Source organism: Candidatus Eisenbacteria bacterium (assembly GCA_005893275.1).
Classification (GTDB): Bacteria; Eisenbacteria; RBG-16-71-46; order SZUA-252; family SZUA-252; genus WS-7.
The window spans coordinates 1-15967 of sequence record VBOW01000055.1 but is presented as its reverse complement, the minus strand read 5'-3'; the positions used below and the strand labels follow the sequence as shown (position 1 = coordinate 15967).

Annotated in this window: 11 protein-coding genes; 1 reads left to right on the top strand and 10 read right to left on the bottom strand. The window is 65.7% G+C overall.

What is annotated here, in order from left to right; translation table 11 throughout:
* The 5 genes from E6K76_09735 to E6K76_09715 form a co-directional block, all read right to left on the bottom strand.
* On the bottom strand, positions 1-1427 hold a 1427-nt coding region (locus tag E6K76_09735; GenBank protein ID TMQ57739.1), incomplete at its 3' end, for a hypothetical protein.
* Between the two features lie 140 nt (positions 1428-1567).
* The gene (locus tag E6K76_09730) at positions 1568-3715 is read right to left on the bottom strand and encodes a response regulator (protein ID TMQ57737.1); all 2148 of its coding nucleotides are present in this window, start codon (positions 3713-3715) and stop codon (positions 1568-1570) included.
* A 161-nt stretch (positions 3716-3876) separates the two neighbouring features.
* The gene (locus tag E6K76_09725) at positions 3877-4962 is read right to left on the bottom strand and encodes a hybrid sensor histidine kinase/response regulator (GenBank protein ID TMQ57736.1); all 1086 of its coding nucleotides are present in this window, start codon (positions 4960-4962) and stop codon (positions 3877-3879) included.
* Positions 4963-5122: 160 nt separating this feature from the next.
* Positions 5123-7282, bottom strand: coding sequence for an AAA family ATPase (locus E6K76_09720; protein ID TMQ57735.1), 2160 nt, complete (start codon positions 7280-7282; stop codon positions 5123-5125).
* Between the two features lie 142 nt (positions 7283-7424).
* Positions 7425-7649 (bottom strand): prepilin-type N-terminal cleavage/methylation domain-containing protein, encoded by a 225-nt coding sequence (locus E6K76_09715; protein ID TMQ57734.1) that lies wholly within the window; start codon positions 7647-7649, stop codon positions 7425-7427.
* A 64-nt stretch (positions 7650-7713) separates the two neighbouring features.
* Here E6K76_09715 and E6K76_09710 point away from each other — a divergent pair, with 64 nt between their 5' ends.
* Positions 7714-8871, top strand: coding sequence for an aminotransferase class V-fold PLP-dependent enzyme (locus E6K76_09710; protein TMQ57733.1), 1158 nt, complete (start codon positions 7714-7716; stop codon positions 8869-8871).
* A gap of 217 nt (positions 8872-9088) precedes the next feature.
* Here the strand turns inward: E6K76_09710 and E6K76_09705 are convergent, their stop codons facing one another.
* The 5 genes from E6K76_09705 to E6K76_09685 all read right to left on the bottom strand — a co-directional run bounded on the left by E6K76_09705 (position 9089) and on the right by E6K76_09685 (position 14704).
* The gene (locus tag E6K76_09705) at positions 9089-9655 is read right to left on the bottom strand and encodes a hypothetical protein (GenBank protein TMQ57732.1); all 567 of its coding nucleotides are present in this window, start codon (positions 9653-9655) and stop codon (positions 9089-9091) included.
* Positions 9656-9967: 312 nt separating this feature from the next.
* Positions 9968-11650 (bottom strand): tetratricopeptide repeat protein, encoded by a 1683-nt coding sequence (locus E6K76_09700; GenBank protein TMQ57731.1) that lies wholly within the window; start codon positions 11648-11650, stop codon positions 9968-9970.
* A gap of 12 nt (positions 11651-11662) precedes the next feature.
* Positions 11663-12619, bottom strand: coding sequence for a cobalamin-binding protein (locus E6K76_09695; protein ID TMQ57738.1), 957 nt, complete (start codon positions 12617-12619; stop codon positions 11663-11665).
* Positions 12620-12627: 8 nt separating this feature from the next.
* Positions 12628-13578, bottom strand: a complete 951-nt coding sequence (locus E6K76_09690) for a ring-cleaving dioxygenase (GenBank protein ID TMQ57730.1) — start codon at positions 13576-13578, stop codon at positions 12628-12630.
* A 1-nt stretch (position 13579) separates the two neighbouring features.
* The gene (locus E6K76_09685) at positions 13580-14704 is read right to left on the bottom strand and encodes an aromatic ring-hydroxylating dioxygenase subunit alpha (GenBank protein TMQ57729.1); all 1125 of its coding nucleotides are present in this window, start codon (positions 14702-14704) and stop codon (positions 13580-13582) included.
* Positions 14705-15967 lie beyond the last annotated feature (1263 nt).

The following is a 15967-nucleotide window of genomic DNA, read 5'->3' as shown; positions in this document are numbered from 1 at the left end:
GTCACGACTGTGTACGCCACACTCCCGTCCACCCCGAAATCGTCCACCCCCGTCACCGTCACGGTCTGTGCCACGTTCCAGTTCCCCGAGGTAAACGTCACCGAGGCCGGGGCCACCGTCCCCTCGGTCAGATCGTTCGACGAGAGCCCAATCGTGACATTCGCCGTCGGCTGGCTCGTGAGCACCACCGAGAATGTCGCGGTCCCACCCCCCTCGGTTGTCGTCAGCCCGGAGGTCGGCGACACCGTGATCCCCGCCGTGTCGTTATCGGTGTTCGTCACCCCCACGTCCGCGGCGTTCATCCCGTTGTAGCCCGCATCCGTGCTGGTCGCCGGCGCCGTGACGATCGTGTAGGCCACATCGCCATCCGCGACGAAGTCATTCACCCCCGTCACCGTCGCCGTCTGCGCCACGTTCCAGTTCCCCGAAGTGAACGTCACCGAGGCCGGGGCCACCGTCCCCTCGGTCAGATCGTTTGACGAGAGCCCGACCGTCACATTCGCCGTCGGCTGGCTCGTGAGAACCACGGTGAACGTCGCGGTCCCACCCCCCTCCGTCGTCGTCAGGCCGGAGGTCGGCAAAACCGTGATCCCGGCCGTGTCGTTATCCGTATTCGTGACCGCGACGTCCGGAGCGTTCATTCCGTTGTAGCTCCCGTCCGTGCTGGTCGCCGGCGCCGTGACGATCGCGTACGCCACGTTGCCATCCGCGACGAAGTCGTTCACCCCCGTCACGGTCACCGTCTGCGCCGTGTTCCAGTTGCCCGGCGTGAACGTGAGCGAGGCAGGAGACACCGTTCCCTCGGTCAGGTCGTTCGACGAAAGCCCGATCGTCACATTCGCGGAAGGCTGGCTGTCGAGCACCACGGTGAACGTGGCGGTCCCACCCCCCTCCGTCGTCGTCAGCCCAGAGGTCGGGGTCACCGAGATCCCCGGCGCCAGGATCGTCAGCTGGCCCAGCGCTGGATAGCTCGCGGTGTCGTAGGCGAACCACATGTCGCCGGCCGAAGCGGCGCCAACCATGATCTTGAAACCGACCGACTTGCCTGGGCCCAGCGTGTAATTCACGATTCCAAAGTCGAACGTGTCCTGAATCCACGTGCCCGTGTTGCCCACGTCCCAATCGGGCCGGGTCACGGTCACCGAATCGATCGCCACGGACCCACTTCCGTCGGGGTTGCACTCGACGAGATAGGCCACCACCTGGCCGGCGCTGGCCACGTCGAAGTTCTGCATCGCAGTCCAAATCGTATTGGATACAGCGCCGTTGAGCGTGAATCCGGCGGCGGGGGCCCGCCAAAGCTGGTACTTGGTCGGGTTACTCTCGCCCACCCCGATGCCTCCCTTTTGAATCCAGAGCCCGGGAAACGCGTCCCGCGCCGGGTCATAATTGGCGAGCGTGGTGTCGGTGGGAGTGGACGCCTTCATCTGCGCGATAGGAACGTCGCTGCCGTCTCCGACGCCGTCCAGGTAACGAACGATGGTGAGAGCCGTGGCGTTGGTGCAGGGAATGAAGCAGCCGCACGCGAGAAGGCCTGCGATCGTGAAAAGGGAGAGCCGCCGGGGCTTCACGAGCCTTGGCTCGATTTCTCGCCCACGGGGTGAGGACCAAGCCGCTTGTCGCGGAGGAGCCTCTGCACAGCCTGCGCCAGCTCGTTGACCTGGACGGGCTTCGACAGAACCAGGTCGATTCCTCCCGCCATGATCTGCTCGGGATCCTGCTGCACGCTCCAGCCGCTCAGGAGCATGACGCGCGTGGAGGGAGAGGCTTCCTTGACTTGCTTGGCGACGTTCCAGCCCGATGTCCCTGGTATGCTCAAGTCGGTGATCACGAGATCGAAGCGATCCCGAGTGATTCGTTGCAGCGCTTCACTCCCGCTGGACGCGGTGTGGACTTCATGGCCGAGCGGCGCCAGCACCTCAACGCAGATTTCCCGGTTTATTTCATCGTCATCGACGACCAGGACCCTCCCCCGTTCCGCCGGAGAGGTGGAATCGGCCGACCGCGCCAGTTCGCTGGGGGTCGCGTGCGGAGGAGCCGGTGGGAAGACGAGGCCGATGGACGTACCTTCCCCCGGACGACTCTCGATCTCGATCTCCCCGCCGAGGCGTCGAACGATCCCGTGAACGACGCTCATGCCGAGTCCTTGTCCATGGGCCTTCGTCGTGAAGAAGGATTCAAAGAGCCGTTCCCGGGTCTCCTGGCTCATCCCACACCCCGTGTCGGAGACGGTGAGCCGGACACCTCGGTCATCCACGGAGGTAGCGATCCCGATCGATCCCCCCATCGGCATGGCCTCGACGGCGTTGAAGATCAAGTTGCTGACGGCTTGCGTCAGCTCGCGGACATTCCCAGTGATGGCGGGGATCGAGGGAAGGGAGACCTCGATCTCGATTCGGATTCCCGAGGCCCCCAATTCGCCTTGCCACTTCGGAGTCGTCAATTCCACGGCTCGGCGAGCGACATCGTTGAGGTCCACCCGCTCGGAGGGTCGATCTTTCCGAAGTCCCGCAAAGTCCTGCAGCCGCCGCACGGTATCGGCGCCCTGAAGCGCGAGCTTCTCGACCAGGCTCGCCTGCTTCTTCAGACGATCGAGCGGGACACCGACTTGGTCCAGATCGCGTTGAATGAGCTGGCTGTTGACCAAGATTCCGTTGAGGAGGTTGTTGAAATCATGGGCCACTCCCGCGGCCATCTCGCCGATGGCTTTGAGGCGTCCGGTCGCGACGAGCTGGTCCTGGGTGCGCCGCAGATTGTCGTACGCGCGCCGCAAGTCATCCGCATTGCGAGCGCGCTCGATGGCCACGGCTAGTTGGCCCGCCAGGGATGAGAGGTAGGAGGTATCGTCCCGGGTGAAGGGTCGCCTCTCGCGTCGGCCCGTGACGTTGAGGACCCCCAGCACGTTCGTCGGCGTCCGAATCGGGATGCTGACGGAGATCGGGATGGAGGCGAAGGGACCCTCGGCGCCGGGATGCCCCCCGGCTTCGACCGACGGGTGTTCCAGATCGCTGTTCGAGTAGAGCTCTTTCCCCTCCTTGGCCACGCGGCCGGCGACTCCCACCCCGAGCGGCACGCGGGTCTGGGTCACGATGCTCGGATCGAGGCCGCGGGATGCGGCGATCGTAAGCTCCGTGCCCAGCTCGTTCACGAGCATCAGGGACACGCGCTCCGCGTCGAGCTCGTCCGAGACCAGCTCCACGATGAAGTCGAGGAGACTTCCGATGGAGGAAATGGCGGCGAGGCCGATGCCGGCGGAATTCAACGAGCCGAGGCGCTTCACGGCTTCCCGCAGAACTTGATTCTGCCGAACCTGCTCTTCCTGAAGGCGCCGGTTCTCCAGGCGGAGTCGTCGCTGCGACGTCGCGCGCTCGGCGACGGCAACGACGTGGTCCAGCTCGAAGGGCTTGTCGATGTAGTCGTAGGCTCCCTTCCGGAGAGCCTCGATGGCGGTCTTCGCGGAGGCGTGACTGGTCATCATGATGACTTCCGCGTCCGGATCGCGCGCCTTGATTCGAGCAAGGAGCTCGAGCCCGTTCATTCCGGGGAGAACGATATCCAGGAACGCGACAGAAATCGGGCCGCCGTCAAGCTTCGATAGCGCCACTTCCGCGGATCCGGCCGACTCGGTTTCATAGCCCTGCTGTTGGAGCAGCGTCGTCAGGACGTGTTGGACCGTCTTTTCATCATCGACGACGAGGACGCGCGGACGCTCCATGCAAAACCCCCGGGGGGAGTATCGAGTGGCCCTATTCCCCGATCTGATCGGTACTTCGGGGGCGATCTTTAGGTTGCGACGGTGCCGAGGACGAATGGAGCGCGTGCCCAGGGAACCGGGGGCCCACGAGCGTGCGGCCGAACGCACGCGATTCCTGCGACTTACCGGACCGCTCCGAGGGGCTCTTGGACTCGGGGGAGCGTGACGCGGAACTCCGAGCCGCACCCCGGGCTGGATTCGACCGAGAGGTCCCCGCCCATGGCGGACAGGAGGCCGTGCGCGATCGCGAGGCTCAGACCGGGCGCCGAGGAATGGTGCTTGATATCGGACACGTCGAGCCCGTCGAAGAGCGTTGCGAGGCGATCGGGGTCGATTCCCGGTCCACGATCGATGAAGGAAACGAAGGACTGCATCGGATCGGCTGTGATCCGAATTTGAATGCAATCCCCACGCCTGCTGAAGTGAATCGCATTGTCGAGCAGCGATTCGAACACCGTGAAGAGATGACCCGGATGGACGCTGGTGACAAGGGAAGAGGGGCCGTCGATCTCCACGTTGCAGCCGCGAGTCGCGAGTCGATCGTGGGCGGACATGATCGCCTGATGGATCAGGGGAACACAGTCTGTCGCAACACACTCCATCGAGACCTGTCCGCCGCGGATCGAGGCGAGGAACGATGCACGATCAATGAATCGATGGAGGCGAGTCGCCCCCGAGTAGATGATGCCCGCGAGCTTCCGACGGTCCGCATCGCTCATGGAGTCCTGACCGGAGAGCATCTCCGCAGGCGCGAAAATCTCGGTCAAGGGGGTCCGGAGCTCGTGGGCCAGAAGGGTCAGGAGCCGGCTCCGGAATTCGTCCACTTCTTCCACGGACTTCAGTCGAAGGAAGACCCGCACTTTGGCGCGGAATTCGTCGGGCGAGATGGGCTTCACGATGTAGTCGTCGGCACCGGCCTCATATCCGCGGACACGTTCTTCGATCTTGGCATTCGCGGACACGAGGACGACCTTGAGGTGCTTGAGCGTCCGCTCCGCCCGCAGCATTCGGCACAAGTCGTACCCGTTGACGACGGGCATCATGATGTCGAGGAGAACGAGCGCCGGCTTCAGACGCTTCGCGGTGTCAAGCGTCGCTTGTCCGTCGGACAACGTCGTGACGTCGTATTCATCCCCAAGAAGCTCCTCGATGATGACCAGATTCATGGGCTCGTCATCAACTGCCAGGATCTTGGGGCGCAGGGGCACGCGACGGACTCCTGGTCGGTGGCGATCACGGATTCAAGGTGTGCATCGGTGGTATCGGCGCCCACCCTTCACACGTTGAGGGATTTTGCCTTGTCGCGGGGGATGGACAGGCTGTTCGGCTTCTCCGCGCCTGCCCGCGGAGCGTCGCGGCGGTGAGCCCCTAGCGGACCCCGTACTTTTCGAGGCGTGAGTAGAACTGGGCGCGCGTCAGACCGAGGAGGCGGGCGGCCCTGGACTTGTTGCCCTTGGCCTGATCGAGGGCCTTCTCGACCAGACCACGCTCCACATCTTCGAGATTCACGCCGTTCGGAGGGAGCGACGCCACCGTGTTCGGCGAGCCGTTGATTCCCGCGCCCGGGGTCGTCTCGGGGCGGGCCGCCGCCGAGGGAAGAGCCGCCGCCGAAGGGAGATGCTCGCGCGTGATCAGGCCCCCGTCGCACAACAGAATTGCCCGCTCGATCGCGTTGCGTAGCTCGCGGACGTTCCCCGGCCAGGGGTAGCTCAGCAGCCATCCGCGCGCGTCCCGGGAGATCCCCGCGGCGGGTCGGCCCATGGTCCTCCCCAGATCCTCGAGGAAAGCCTCGGCAAGCGGCAGAATATCGTCGGGCCGCTCGCGCAGCGGCGAGATGTGGACCTGGAACACATTGAGGCGGTAGTAAAGGTCCTCCCGAAACGCCTGCCGCGCGATGCTCGCCGCCAGGTCGCGGTTCGTGGCGGCGACGACGCGCATGTCGGCTTTGAGCGTGCGGGTCCCACCCAGACGCTGGAACTCACGCTCCTCGAGGACACGGAGAAATTTCGCCTGAACCATCGGACTCATCTCAGCGATCTCGTCAAGGAACAGCGTTCCTCCCGCGGCCTGCTCGATGCGGCCGATCTTGGTCGCGATCGCGCCGGTAAACGCCCCCTTCTCGTGTCCGAACAGCTCCGACTCGAGAAGCTGTTCGGGGAGCGCCGCGCAATTGATCGCGACGAACGGCTTGCCGGCGCGCGGGGAGCCTTGGTGGATCATGTTGGAGATCACTTCCTTGCCTGTCCCCGACTCCCCCGTGATGAGCACGGTCGTTTCTGAAGAAGCCACGCGCCCGACAGCAAGCAGGTTCTCCTTCCATGATCGCGAAACGCCGACGATCCGGCGCTGCTGCCGCGATTCCAATTCCCGCTCGAGCGTTTCCACCGTCGCCTCGAGCCTATCGGCACGCTCCCGGGACTCCGCGGCAATCCGAGCCTCCTCGGCAAGCCGCTCGTGCGAGAGCATCAGAGCGACGCGGTCGGCGAGTCGGATCGCGACTTCCGTATCCTCCCAGCCGTAGCGTGAGGGCTCCCGGTGAAAGAAGCTGAGGCCTCCCCTGACTTCTCCCGACAGCCAAACCGGGACCCGAAGCCAGGATCGCATGCCCGAAGAGATGATGAGACGATGCCGCTCCGTGTCGGGGGCGACCTCGGCGGGGATGTCACGAATGATTTCGAAATCCACCCGCCGCTCCACCTCCTGCTCGGTGAGCGCGACCGCCTGGGTCGGCGGCGAGATATCGGCGCTGCCTGCGGACGCCGTGATGCAGATCGTACGGGCCCGCACGTCCAACTCGGTCAGGCACATCATGTCGTGCGGCAAGATTGGCTGCATCCCGACGGAGAGGCGCTGGAAGACCTCGCGCACGTCGAGCGACTCGGCGAGCATTCCCAGCAGCGTCTCGATCCGGTCCAGCCGGTCCCGGCGGCGGCGCTCGACGTCCCAGATCCGCCAGTGCTCGACCGCCGAGCCCAACAACGCGGCAATCGGCCGCAGCATTTCCTGGTGCTCGTCGGCGAACGCGTGCGAGCGGTAGGAACTGAGCCAGACGCCGCCGCTGAAGGCTCCCCCGGTGCGGAACGGCTCCCAGAGGGTCGATCGTACGCCCGCCTTGAGGATCTCGGCGTCCCCGGGAAAAGCCGGATCGAGCTGGGTCTTGGCATCGTCGATTCGGGCGATGGACCCGGGCCGGGGACGAAGACGCGGTGACCAACTCGTCAAGGGGCGGGGCTCCGTGCAGGACGGCTCCTCGGAAGGGGGCCCCGATCGCCGCTCCGCCGCCCCCGCCTCCGATCCTGCGCCACAGGCGGCGCCGAGGGTGGTCGCGTGCTTGACCGCCCACTCGCCGTCGAGGATCCGGACGACACCCATGTGGTCGAACGGGATAACCCTGCGCACGGAGGTCGCGACCCGGTCGAAGACCTCCTGGAGCTCGAACGTCTCCGAGGCGGCCTCGGCGATCTCGGAAAGAACGCTGGCTAAGGACTCAGCGTCGATCGAGGGAGCGGCGAGGTCCATAGTTCCCATTCAGATGCGCGTCACGACCCTGTGGATCGAACCAATTCCTCTTCCTGCCACAAAAAATATCGAGGGGTCGTGCCCGGGCTCGATGGCGGCCGCCGACCGGGCCAACGAAATACCCGGCAGGCTCTTAGGTCGTCGGGAGACCTCAGTGGCTCCGAAGCTCGAGGGGGAGCGGGGATCGGTTGGGAATCGCGATTGAGAAAAGGACGCCCAAGACAGCGACAACCACCATCAGCTCGATCAGGTTGAAACCCCTCGCGCCAAGCCGCAAGATACCCCCGTGCCAATTCGGTTCGCGGAGCGCAGCCGTCTCGCACCGCAACGCCTTTCTCCCGGGCGGACCCCATGCCAGTGCCTCAGCGGATGCCATCGGCATTTCCCCGGGTCCCCTGACCGATTCCTGCGACGCAGGATCGGGACAGGATAGCGCGGACATGGTGGCGGAGCGTGCCCAGCTTCTTTCCGACCAGCGGGCGAAATTCGAAGTCGACGACGAGGTCGCCTACTTCAACACCGCCGCCCTCTCGCCACTCTTGCTGAGTGTTCGCGCGGCTGGAGAGGAGGCGCTCGCCCGGCGCGCCCGGCCCTGGACGATCTCGGCTCCGGACTGGTTCTCCGACGCCGAGCAGCTCCGCTCGCGGTTCGCGCAGCTCATCGGCGGAACAGCCGATGACGTGGCATTGGTCCCCGCGACCAGCTATGGACTTTCGGTCGCGGCGCGCAATCTCAGGGCGGGGCCCGGGGATCACGTTCTCGTGCTCGATCAGGAGTTCCCGTCGAGCTACTACTCGTGGCAGCGCTTCGCCCGGCGGACGGGCGCGGAATTGCTCGTGGTCCGCCGCGAGCCCGGACAGAGCTGGACCGAGGCGATCCTGGACGCCATCGACGAGCGCGTGGCTGTCGCTTCGATCCCCAACGTGCACTGGACGAATGGGGCCTTCGTTGACCTGCAGCGCGTGTCGCTTGCCCTGCGTGAGGCCGGGTCGGCGTTCATCATCGACGCGAGCCAGTCCCTGGGCGCGATACCGCTCGATGTCGCCTCCCTCAAGCCCGACGCGATGGTGGCGGTAGGCTACAAATGGCTCCTCGGACCCTTCAGCCTCGGCTTTCTCTATCTTGACCCTGGTCTCCACGACGGGGAGCCCTTGGAGGAGAACTGGATTTCGCGGGCCGGCGCCGAGGACTTCACCCAGCTGGTCGACTACCACGACGAATACCTGCCGGGCGCGCGGCGATTCGACGTCGGTCAGCGCACGAACTTTCAGCTCACGCCCATGGCGATGGCGGCGATCCAGCAGCTCCTGGACTGGACCGTTCCCCGGATCGCGGCGACCCTGCAGGCGCGAACGAACGCGATCGCCCGACGGGCGGAGTCGTTGGGCCTGACGGTCCCCCCTCCGTCCGCGCGCGCACCGCACATGCTCGGCCTCGAGCTTCCGCCCGCGGCGGCCCGACGAACGGCGGTGGCGCTGGAGGAGGCAAGGGTCATCACCAGCATGCGCGGGTCGTCGCTCCGCATCTCCCCCCACCTCCACAACAGCCAAGAAGACGCCGACCGCCTGCTGAACGCGGTGGCTTCCGCTGTGTCGTGAAGCGGATCGTCGCGATTGTTTCAGCCGCCAACCATCGCTCGATCCGAGTCCTCGAGAAGATCGGGCTCAAGTTCGGGCGCATGGTGAAGGTCCCCGGCGAAGACGAGGAGATCCCCCTGTGCGTTCTGGAGGGTCGCGCGTAGAAAGCGAGGGCCCGGCGCTGGCCACGTCGCCACACGCCGGGCCCTTCGGTCGGGGCCTTATCGAAGCGGCGTCCTTACCAGCCGGCCTTACCGTCCGTAGAGACACGGTAGGTCGAGAAGTGCGAGAGCGGCGCCGTGAGGGTGAGGTCGAGGAGGCTCGCCGAGCAGCCCGGCACCTCCTCCCACTTCCCGGTCGCAGGGTTCAAGTAGCTCATGTAGGCCTGGGAGAGAAGCGAGCTGTCCAGGCGGCTCGAGCGCGCGGTCAGGAGAACCGGCACCAGGAATCGGTTCGCCGACGCCGGCGAGATGCTCAGGCTGACCACCGGGTGCGCGAGGTCCGGTTGCGTCACGGTAACCTTCGCGGTGCGGGTGAGCGCCGCCGGGGGAATCACAACGGTGAAGTCGCCTACGGAGACAACGCCTCCGAGGATACCGATGACTGCGGTCTTTGAGTTGGCGCTTGTGCTGGACCCACCGAGGTGGCCCGGCACTTGGACCGATGCTCCGTCCGTGGCGGTCGCGCCGGACTCGGGCTGGGTCGGCGCCAGCACCTGCGTCGGCAAATTGGAGCAACCCGCCGCGGCAAGCAGAAGGGCAAAGCTGAGCGCAAGACGCTGCGGGAACCGGACGCGACGGAGCATGTTGTCTTCTCCCTTTTGAGGATGTCGACCCCGGATCCCTGCCGAGGGTCGGCGCGAACCGGGGCTGCCTCTCGTCCTCACCTAAGGCATCGCCCATGCCCGAGTGGGGGCCGATCTTCGTTGCTTCGTGCACGGATTCCCGCCGGCACACTCGCGGCGGCGCTTGCGCGTGGCCTGGTCGAATCCCCGGGCGCATCCCGTGCGGTTCGCATGGCGCCGGATCGCCCTCGCGGACACCCCTTTGGGGCGGATGGCTGAGATGGTGGGTGAAACCGCTCAGCCCGTGGAAATCCGGCGTCGGGTGAGCCTGGGCTACCAGGAAACGCCCCTGGAGGTCAAAGCGTCCTGGGCATCCTTATAGCCCAACCGCGCGGCCCGAATCATCGCGGCCATCGCCTGTTCGTTCATTCCAAGTTGGTCCGAGACAATGGCGAGGTTGTAGAACGCCCTCGCGTGAAGCGAATCGGCCTCCGTCGCCCTTCGGAAACACGCGACGGCCTTCTGGCGATCTCCTTGAGCGTACGAAATGATCCCGAGGTTGTACGAAGCCTCGGCATTCGCCGAGTCCATGTCCACCGCCCTCTCGAAGATCTGGCGGGCCAGCACCGGTCGCTGCTGGTGGGCGTAGGCGGCGCCGAGGTTGAGATAGGCTTCGGTGTAGTCGGGCTTGGGGGGAGACGATGCAACCACGTATTCCCACAGCGATGCGGATGATTTCCAGCGATCCGCCTGGGAAGCGGTCAGGCCGGCAAGGAGCATGACCAGCGCGACGCAAGCCGCTGAAGCCGCCAGGCGGCGGCCCCCACCCCGTTCCCATCCCGACGTTAGGGCGGCCCCCAGAAGGACGAAAATACTGATCGTCGAAAGGTACGAGTACCGGTCGGCGACCGGTTGCATTCCGGACGACAGCCCGGCGACGTTGGGGACCAGGACAAGAAGATAAGTCAGCCAGGCGAGCAACATCCCTTTCCGCCGACGCCTCGAATAGAAGACACATGCTCCGGTTATCGTGGCGACGACGGCCAGCCCGGCGAGCATCGGCCCAAGCCCGACCCTCGAATAGATCGGAGACAGGTGAAGGGGAAGGAGCGTCTTGTAGAGAGAGAACGAAAGCGAATAGAACGGAAACAGGAATGATTCGAACGCGCTGAAATGCGCGACGGCGTAGGCCCTCTTCCCGTCCGGAGACATCGCGAAGGAGAGGATGGTGAGGAGCAGCGAAGTGAGAAGGAAGGGAACCTTTTCTCGAACGAGACTTTGAGCTCTCATCCGAGGCTCCCCGCCGGGCAGGAGCCAATCCAGTAGCAGGAGGACCACGGGAAACGTGACGGCGATCGGCTTGGAAAGGACGGCGAGCAAGAACAGAGAAAACGACGCCAGGTACCAGCGCCTGCCGCCCGCCGTTCCCCTTGCGGACGAATAGTGGACATACGCGAGAACGCCGGGCAGGAAGAAGAAGGCGCAGAGGAGATCTTTTCGATCGGACACCCAGGACACCGATTCGGCTCTCAGAGGATGAACCGCGAAGAGGACGGCCGCAAAGGACATGCCCATCACGATCGCGGAACGATTCCCGGCGGCGCGGGGGAATCCCGGCGCGATTCGAAGAAGCGAGCAACCGAGGATCAATACCCATGCTGCGTTGCCGCTGTGCAGGAGCACGTTCGTCAGATGATGTCCCAGCGGATTCATCCCCCACACGGCGATGTCGATCGCGTGACTGAGCATCGTGACGGGAATGTAGGCGTAGTAGTAGAAATGGGAGAAGAGCCACCCGATACGTTGAGGCGAGAGGGAACGGACGACCGGATTGTCATAGACATAGACATCGTCGTCCCAGTTCACGAACTCGTGACCGAGGGTACGTGAGAACGTAACGAACGCGGCGGCGGCGACAATCAAGACGGCCGCGAGCGTCTGCCACCGCCCGGAGGTGGGATTCGGTTTCATGCCTGGGTCTGGCGACGACGCGGCCGGCCCGGCTGACGGCGTCATGCGGCAGCCGTCCTAGGACGGGCGTGCGCCGGTCAGGCGTGCGGGATCAGGCTTCGAGCCACCCACGCGCTGGGCCGGCGGCAATCCCGCGGGAAGCCCGTGCGCCTCGGGGTGCAGTGCATTCGCAAGAATCTCCAGGCTGTCCACGAGTCGCGGTCCTGGGCGGCTGAAGTAGTGGGAGCCGCTCGTTACGTACACGCGACCGGAGCGAACGGCCGGCAGATCCTCCCACCCTTCGACAGACCGGAGCAGGGGGAGATCGACGAGCGTTCGCTCCACGCTGAACCCGCAACAGGCGATGAATACCACCTCCGGCTGCCGGTCTACGATCTCCGCCCACCCCAGCGTGCGTGAGGGCTCTCCTTCCCGCCCCACGACATCAATGCCTCCGGCGAGCCTGACGAGCTCCGGTGTCCAGTGTCCGCTCGAGAAGGGCGGGTCGAGCCATTCGAGGAAGGCGACCCGCGGCCGCCGCACAAGCCGGGCGGTACGCGCGGAGACCGCCTGGATGCGGGCGGTAAGGTCGTCCAAGACGGATTCCGCTCGGCGATCGATTCCGGCCGCGGTTCCCACCTCGCGGATCGAGTCCAGCACCTGGGACAGCGACATCGGCTCGAGGTTGAGGACCCTCGGATTCCCCGGGAGCCCGCACGCGGCCGCGCGGACCTCCTCCTCGGCTACGGCGCAGACGTCGCAGAGAGCCTGCGTGACGATGAGATCGGGCCGCAGCTCCTCGAGCACCGGAAGGTCCAACGTGTAGAGGGCCCGGGCCGAACGGAGTCGCTCGCGCACCAGCCGGTCGATCTCGGCGCTGGGCGCATCCGCCGGGATGAGGGTTCGCGTGACCTTCGGCAGACGTTCCACGCCCGGCGGATAGTCGCACTCGTGCGTCACGCCGACCAGCTCGTCCTGAAGGCCGAGGATCGCGACGATCTCGGTCGCGCTCGGCAGGAGCGAAACGATGCGCATGCGGGGGGTCATGTTCTCGTGGGTTGGGGAACGCGAATGGAAGGCAGCATGTCCTCGATGCGCCTGCGCAGCGGCTCGAGCCAGGGGGGAAGCTTCAGCGTCGAGCCAAGACGCCCCGCTTCCTCGTCGAGCGTGAACCCCGGCGGGTCCGTCGCGATTTCAAAGAGCACGCCCCCCGGATCCCGGAAATAGATCGAGTGGAAATACTGTCTGTCCACGACCGGGGTGACATCGAGTCCCGTCTTGGCGATCCTCCGGCGCCATCCGAGCTGATCCTCGTCCGAGACGCTTCGGAACGCGATGTGATGCACGGTCCCCACCGCCACGAGCCCGCGTTGCATCTCGGGCGCGCACACAAGGTCGATGGCGGCTCCTCGCTCTCGAAGCCCGCTGACGTAGCGAAACCGATTCCCCTCCTTCCCGCCGGCTTGAAATCCCATCGTGGCCAAGAGCTCCGCGGTGCGCTCGAATCCAGCGACCGTGAGGGTGACGCCGTGAAACCCTCGGATGGCGCGGCCGGACGGCACCGTACCCTCATGCCAGTACGTCCAATCCTTGGCTCCCTCCTGCTCCACCAGCTCGAGCCTGAGACCTTCCGGGTCGTAGAACGGCAAGACTCGCTCTCCAAACCGCTCCTCCACGGAATCGAAATCGATGGAGTGCCGCGCGAGGCGGTCCGTCCACCAGTCGAGGCTCCCCGGCGGAACGGCAAACGCTGTTCCGGTGGCCTGCCCGGTGCCGCGGCGACCCTGGGGAGCACCGGGCCATGGGAAGAAGGTGAGGATCGTCCCCGGGTGCCCCACGTCGTCTCCATAGTAGAGGTGGTAGGTTCCCGGGTCGTCGAAGTTGACGGTCCGCTTTACCAGGTTGAGCCCGAGCACGGAGACATAGAAGTCCACGTTGGCTTGCGGCTCACCGGCCAAAGCGGTGACGTGATGCAGCCCCTTGATCGGTTCCATCCTAACCGCGTCCCATGAGACGGAGGTACTCACGGTCCCATGCAGCGGGAACGCTCTCGCGCGGCGAATAGGGTCCCGGCTCATATCGGCGGGACGCGATGCCGAGCTGGCTCCGCTCGACGATATCCCAGTCCTGACGGTTGGTGAGGTCCCAGAAGTCGATCGCGTCTTGGATGTTGTTCGCCGGGTCGGCGAGCGTCTCGGGGTGGAAGAGCCACTCGGATTCGACGCGCGTTCTCCGGGGATCCACCGGCGTGAGCAGGTAGTAGTTGACGTAGTCCGGGTGGAGGCTGAGAAGAAGATTCGGCATCAGGGAATAGTAGAAAGCCCGGTGCCGGTCCTGCTCGGGGATGTCGTTGCTGACGACGCGCCCGCACGCGCGTCCGCTCATGGTCGCGCTCACGTTCGGTGGCTTGATCTCCATGTACCCGCCGAGGAACAATCCCTCGGTGAGATCGTTCGCGCCGCTCTGATAAGGCAGCACCGAAGCCAGCTTCGGGTGGATCGTCGGACAGTGGAGACACTCGGAGTAGTTCTGGAACACGAGCTTCCAATTGGCACCGACGTCATAGACCACACGGTGCCCCCTCTGGAGCCCGGCCAGGCCGTACCGGTCGAACCTCCCGCGCATCGCCTTCCAAACGTCGCCGAACGGCTTCGGGTCCCTCGCGATGTTCACGAACAGGAACCCTTCCCATTCCGCGAGGGCCGCGGCGTGAAGCGGATAGGCTCCCTTGTCGAACCCTTCGACCTCCTGCATTCCCGGCGCGCCCACCAGGCTCCCGTCGAGGGCATACGTCCACGCGTGGTAGGGACACTGAATCGTCCCTGTGAGATGGCCCAATTCCTCGCGGCAGATTCGGGTCCCTCGGTGGCGGCAGACGTTGAAGAACGCGCGGAGCGACCTCTGCGCGTCGCGGACGACGATGATCGACTCCTCGGCGATGTCGCAAAGAAAGTAGTCGCCGGGCCGTTCGAGCCGCGAAGCGCGCCCTACGCAGCTCCATTCGCGGGCGAAAATCCGCTCCCTCTCCTCGGCCAGGATCGCCGCCGACGTGTAGAACCGCCCCGGAAGCGTTCGGGCCCCTTGTCGGTACGAAGTTGCCGTGGGGCGAAACTCGGTCATGCGGTTCCTCCGCGTCGTCTTCGATCGCCGAGCATGCGCCGGGCAGCGAGCCACCCCGGCCCGCCGAGAATCCCCGGCCCCGGGTGCGTGCCGACCCCACCCCAATACAGCCCCGTGATCGGTGTCGCGTAGCGCCCGAAGCCCGGGACCGGCCTCATGAAGAGGACCTGATCGAGACCCAGCTCACCCTGCGAAGGGGCGCCCTCCCGAAGCCCGAAACACTCCTCGAGATCCCGTGGCGACCAGGCGGCCCGGTGGAGAATCCGCGACGAGAAGCCGGGGGCTATGCGCTCGATCGTCGCCGTCACCGAATCGGCCAGCGCGTCGCGGCGCCCCGCGTCCCACGCTACCCCGTCCTTCAGGCGATAAGGAGCATACTGCACGCGGGCCGCGAGAACGTGCTTTCCCGCAGGGGCGAGGTCGGGCCATGCGAGCGAGGGAGCCGTCAGCTCGACGTGGGGCTTCTCCGAGACCGTCCCGTATTTCGCGGCGTCGGACGCACGCTCGAGCGACTCGAGGCTCGGGGTGAGCGTCACGACCCCTTCGAGCGCGTCACGAGGCGAAAGCCCGCCAAGCTCCGGCAACGCCTCGAGAGCGTAGAGCACCAGGGCGGTGCACCCCCGGTAGCGAATGTTTCTCACCGCGTGAAGGAATTCCGGATCGAGCCAGACCGGATCCACCCACTCGAGAAACGTGCGCGCGGGGCTGGCGGTCGAGAGGACGAGCTTCGAATCAATCTCCTCGCCGCTCTCGAGCACCACTCCGGAGACCGCGTCCTCCCGCACGCGGATGCCGGCGACGGGTGCGCCCGCGCGAACGGTGACGCCCTCCGCCCGCGCGGCCCTTTCCGCTGCTTCGGTGAACGCAGCCGGCCCCGCGCGCCAGGGAACGCGACCACGCACCGAGCCGGCCGGCGCACCAACCAGGTGGTGGAGCAGGACGAAGCCGGTGGCAGGGGAGCGCGGCCCCTGCTGGAGGTCCTGCACTCCCCCCGCCGCCACGGCGGCCTTGAGGGGCGCGCACTCGAACCAATCGTCGAGTATTTCCCAGACCGACATCGGAAGCGTGCGGAGGAATTCGACCATGTCCTCGCGTCCCAGCGCCCGGAACCTACGGCCGATCCCGAGAAGCGGAAGGATCTCGCCCACCGACCGCGCGTCGATGTCGGGCGCTGGGGTTTGGTAGAGGACCTCGAGGAACCCAACCAGCTTTCTCAGGCGGGCTGTGAACGCGGGCCACTTCGAGGCATCCCTCTCGGAGTGG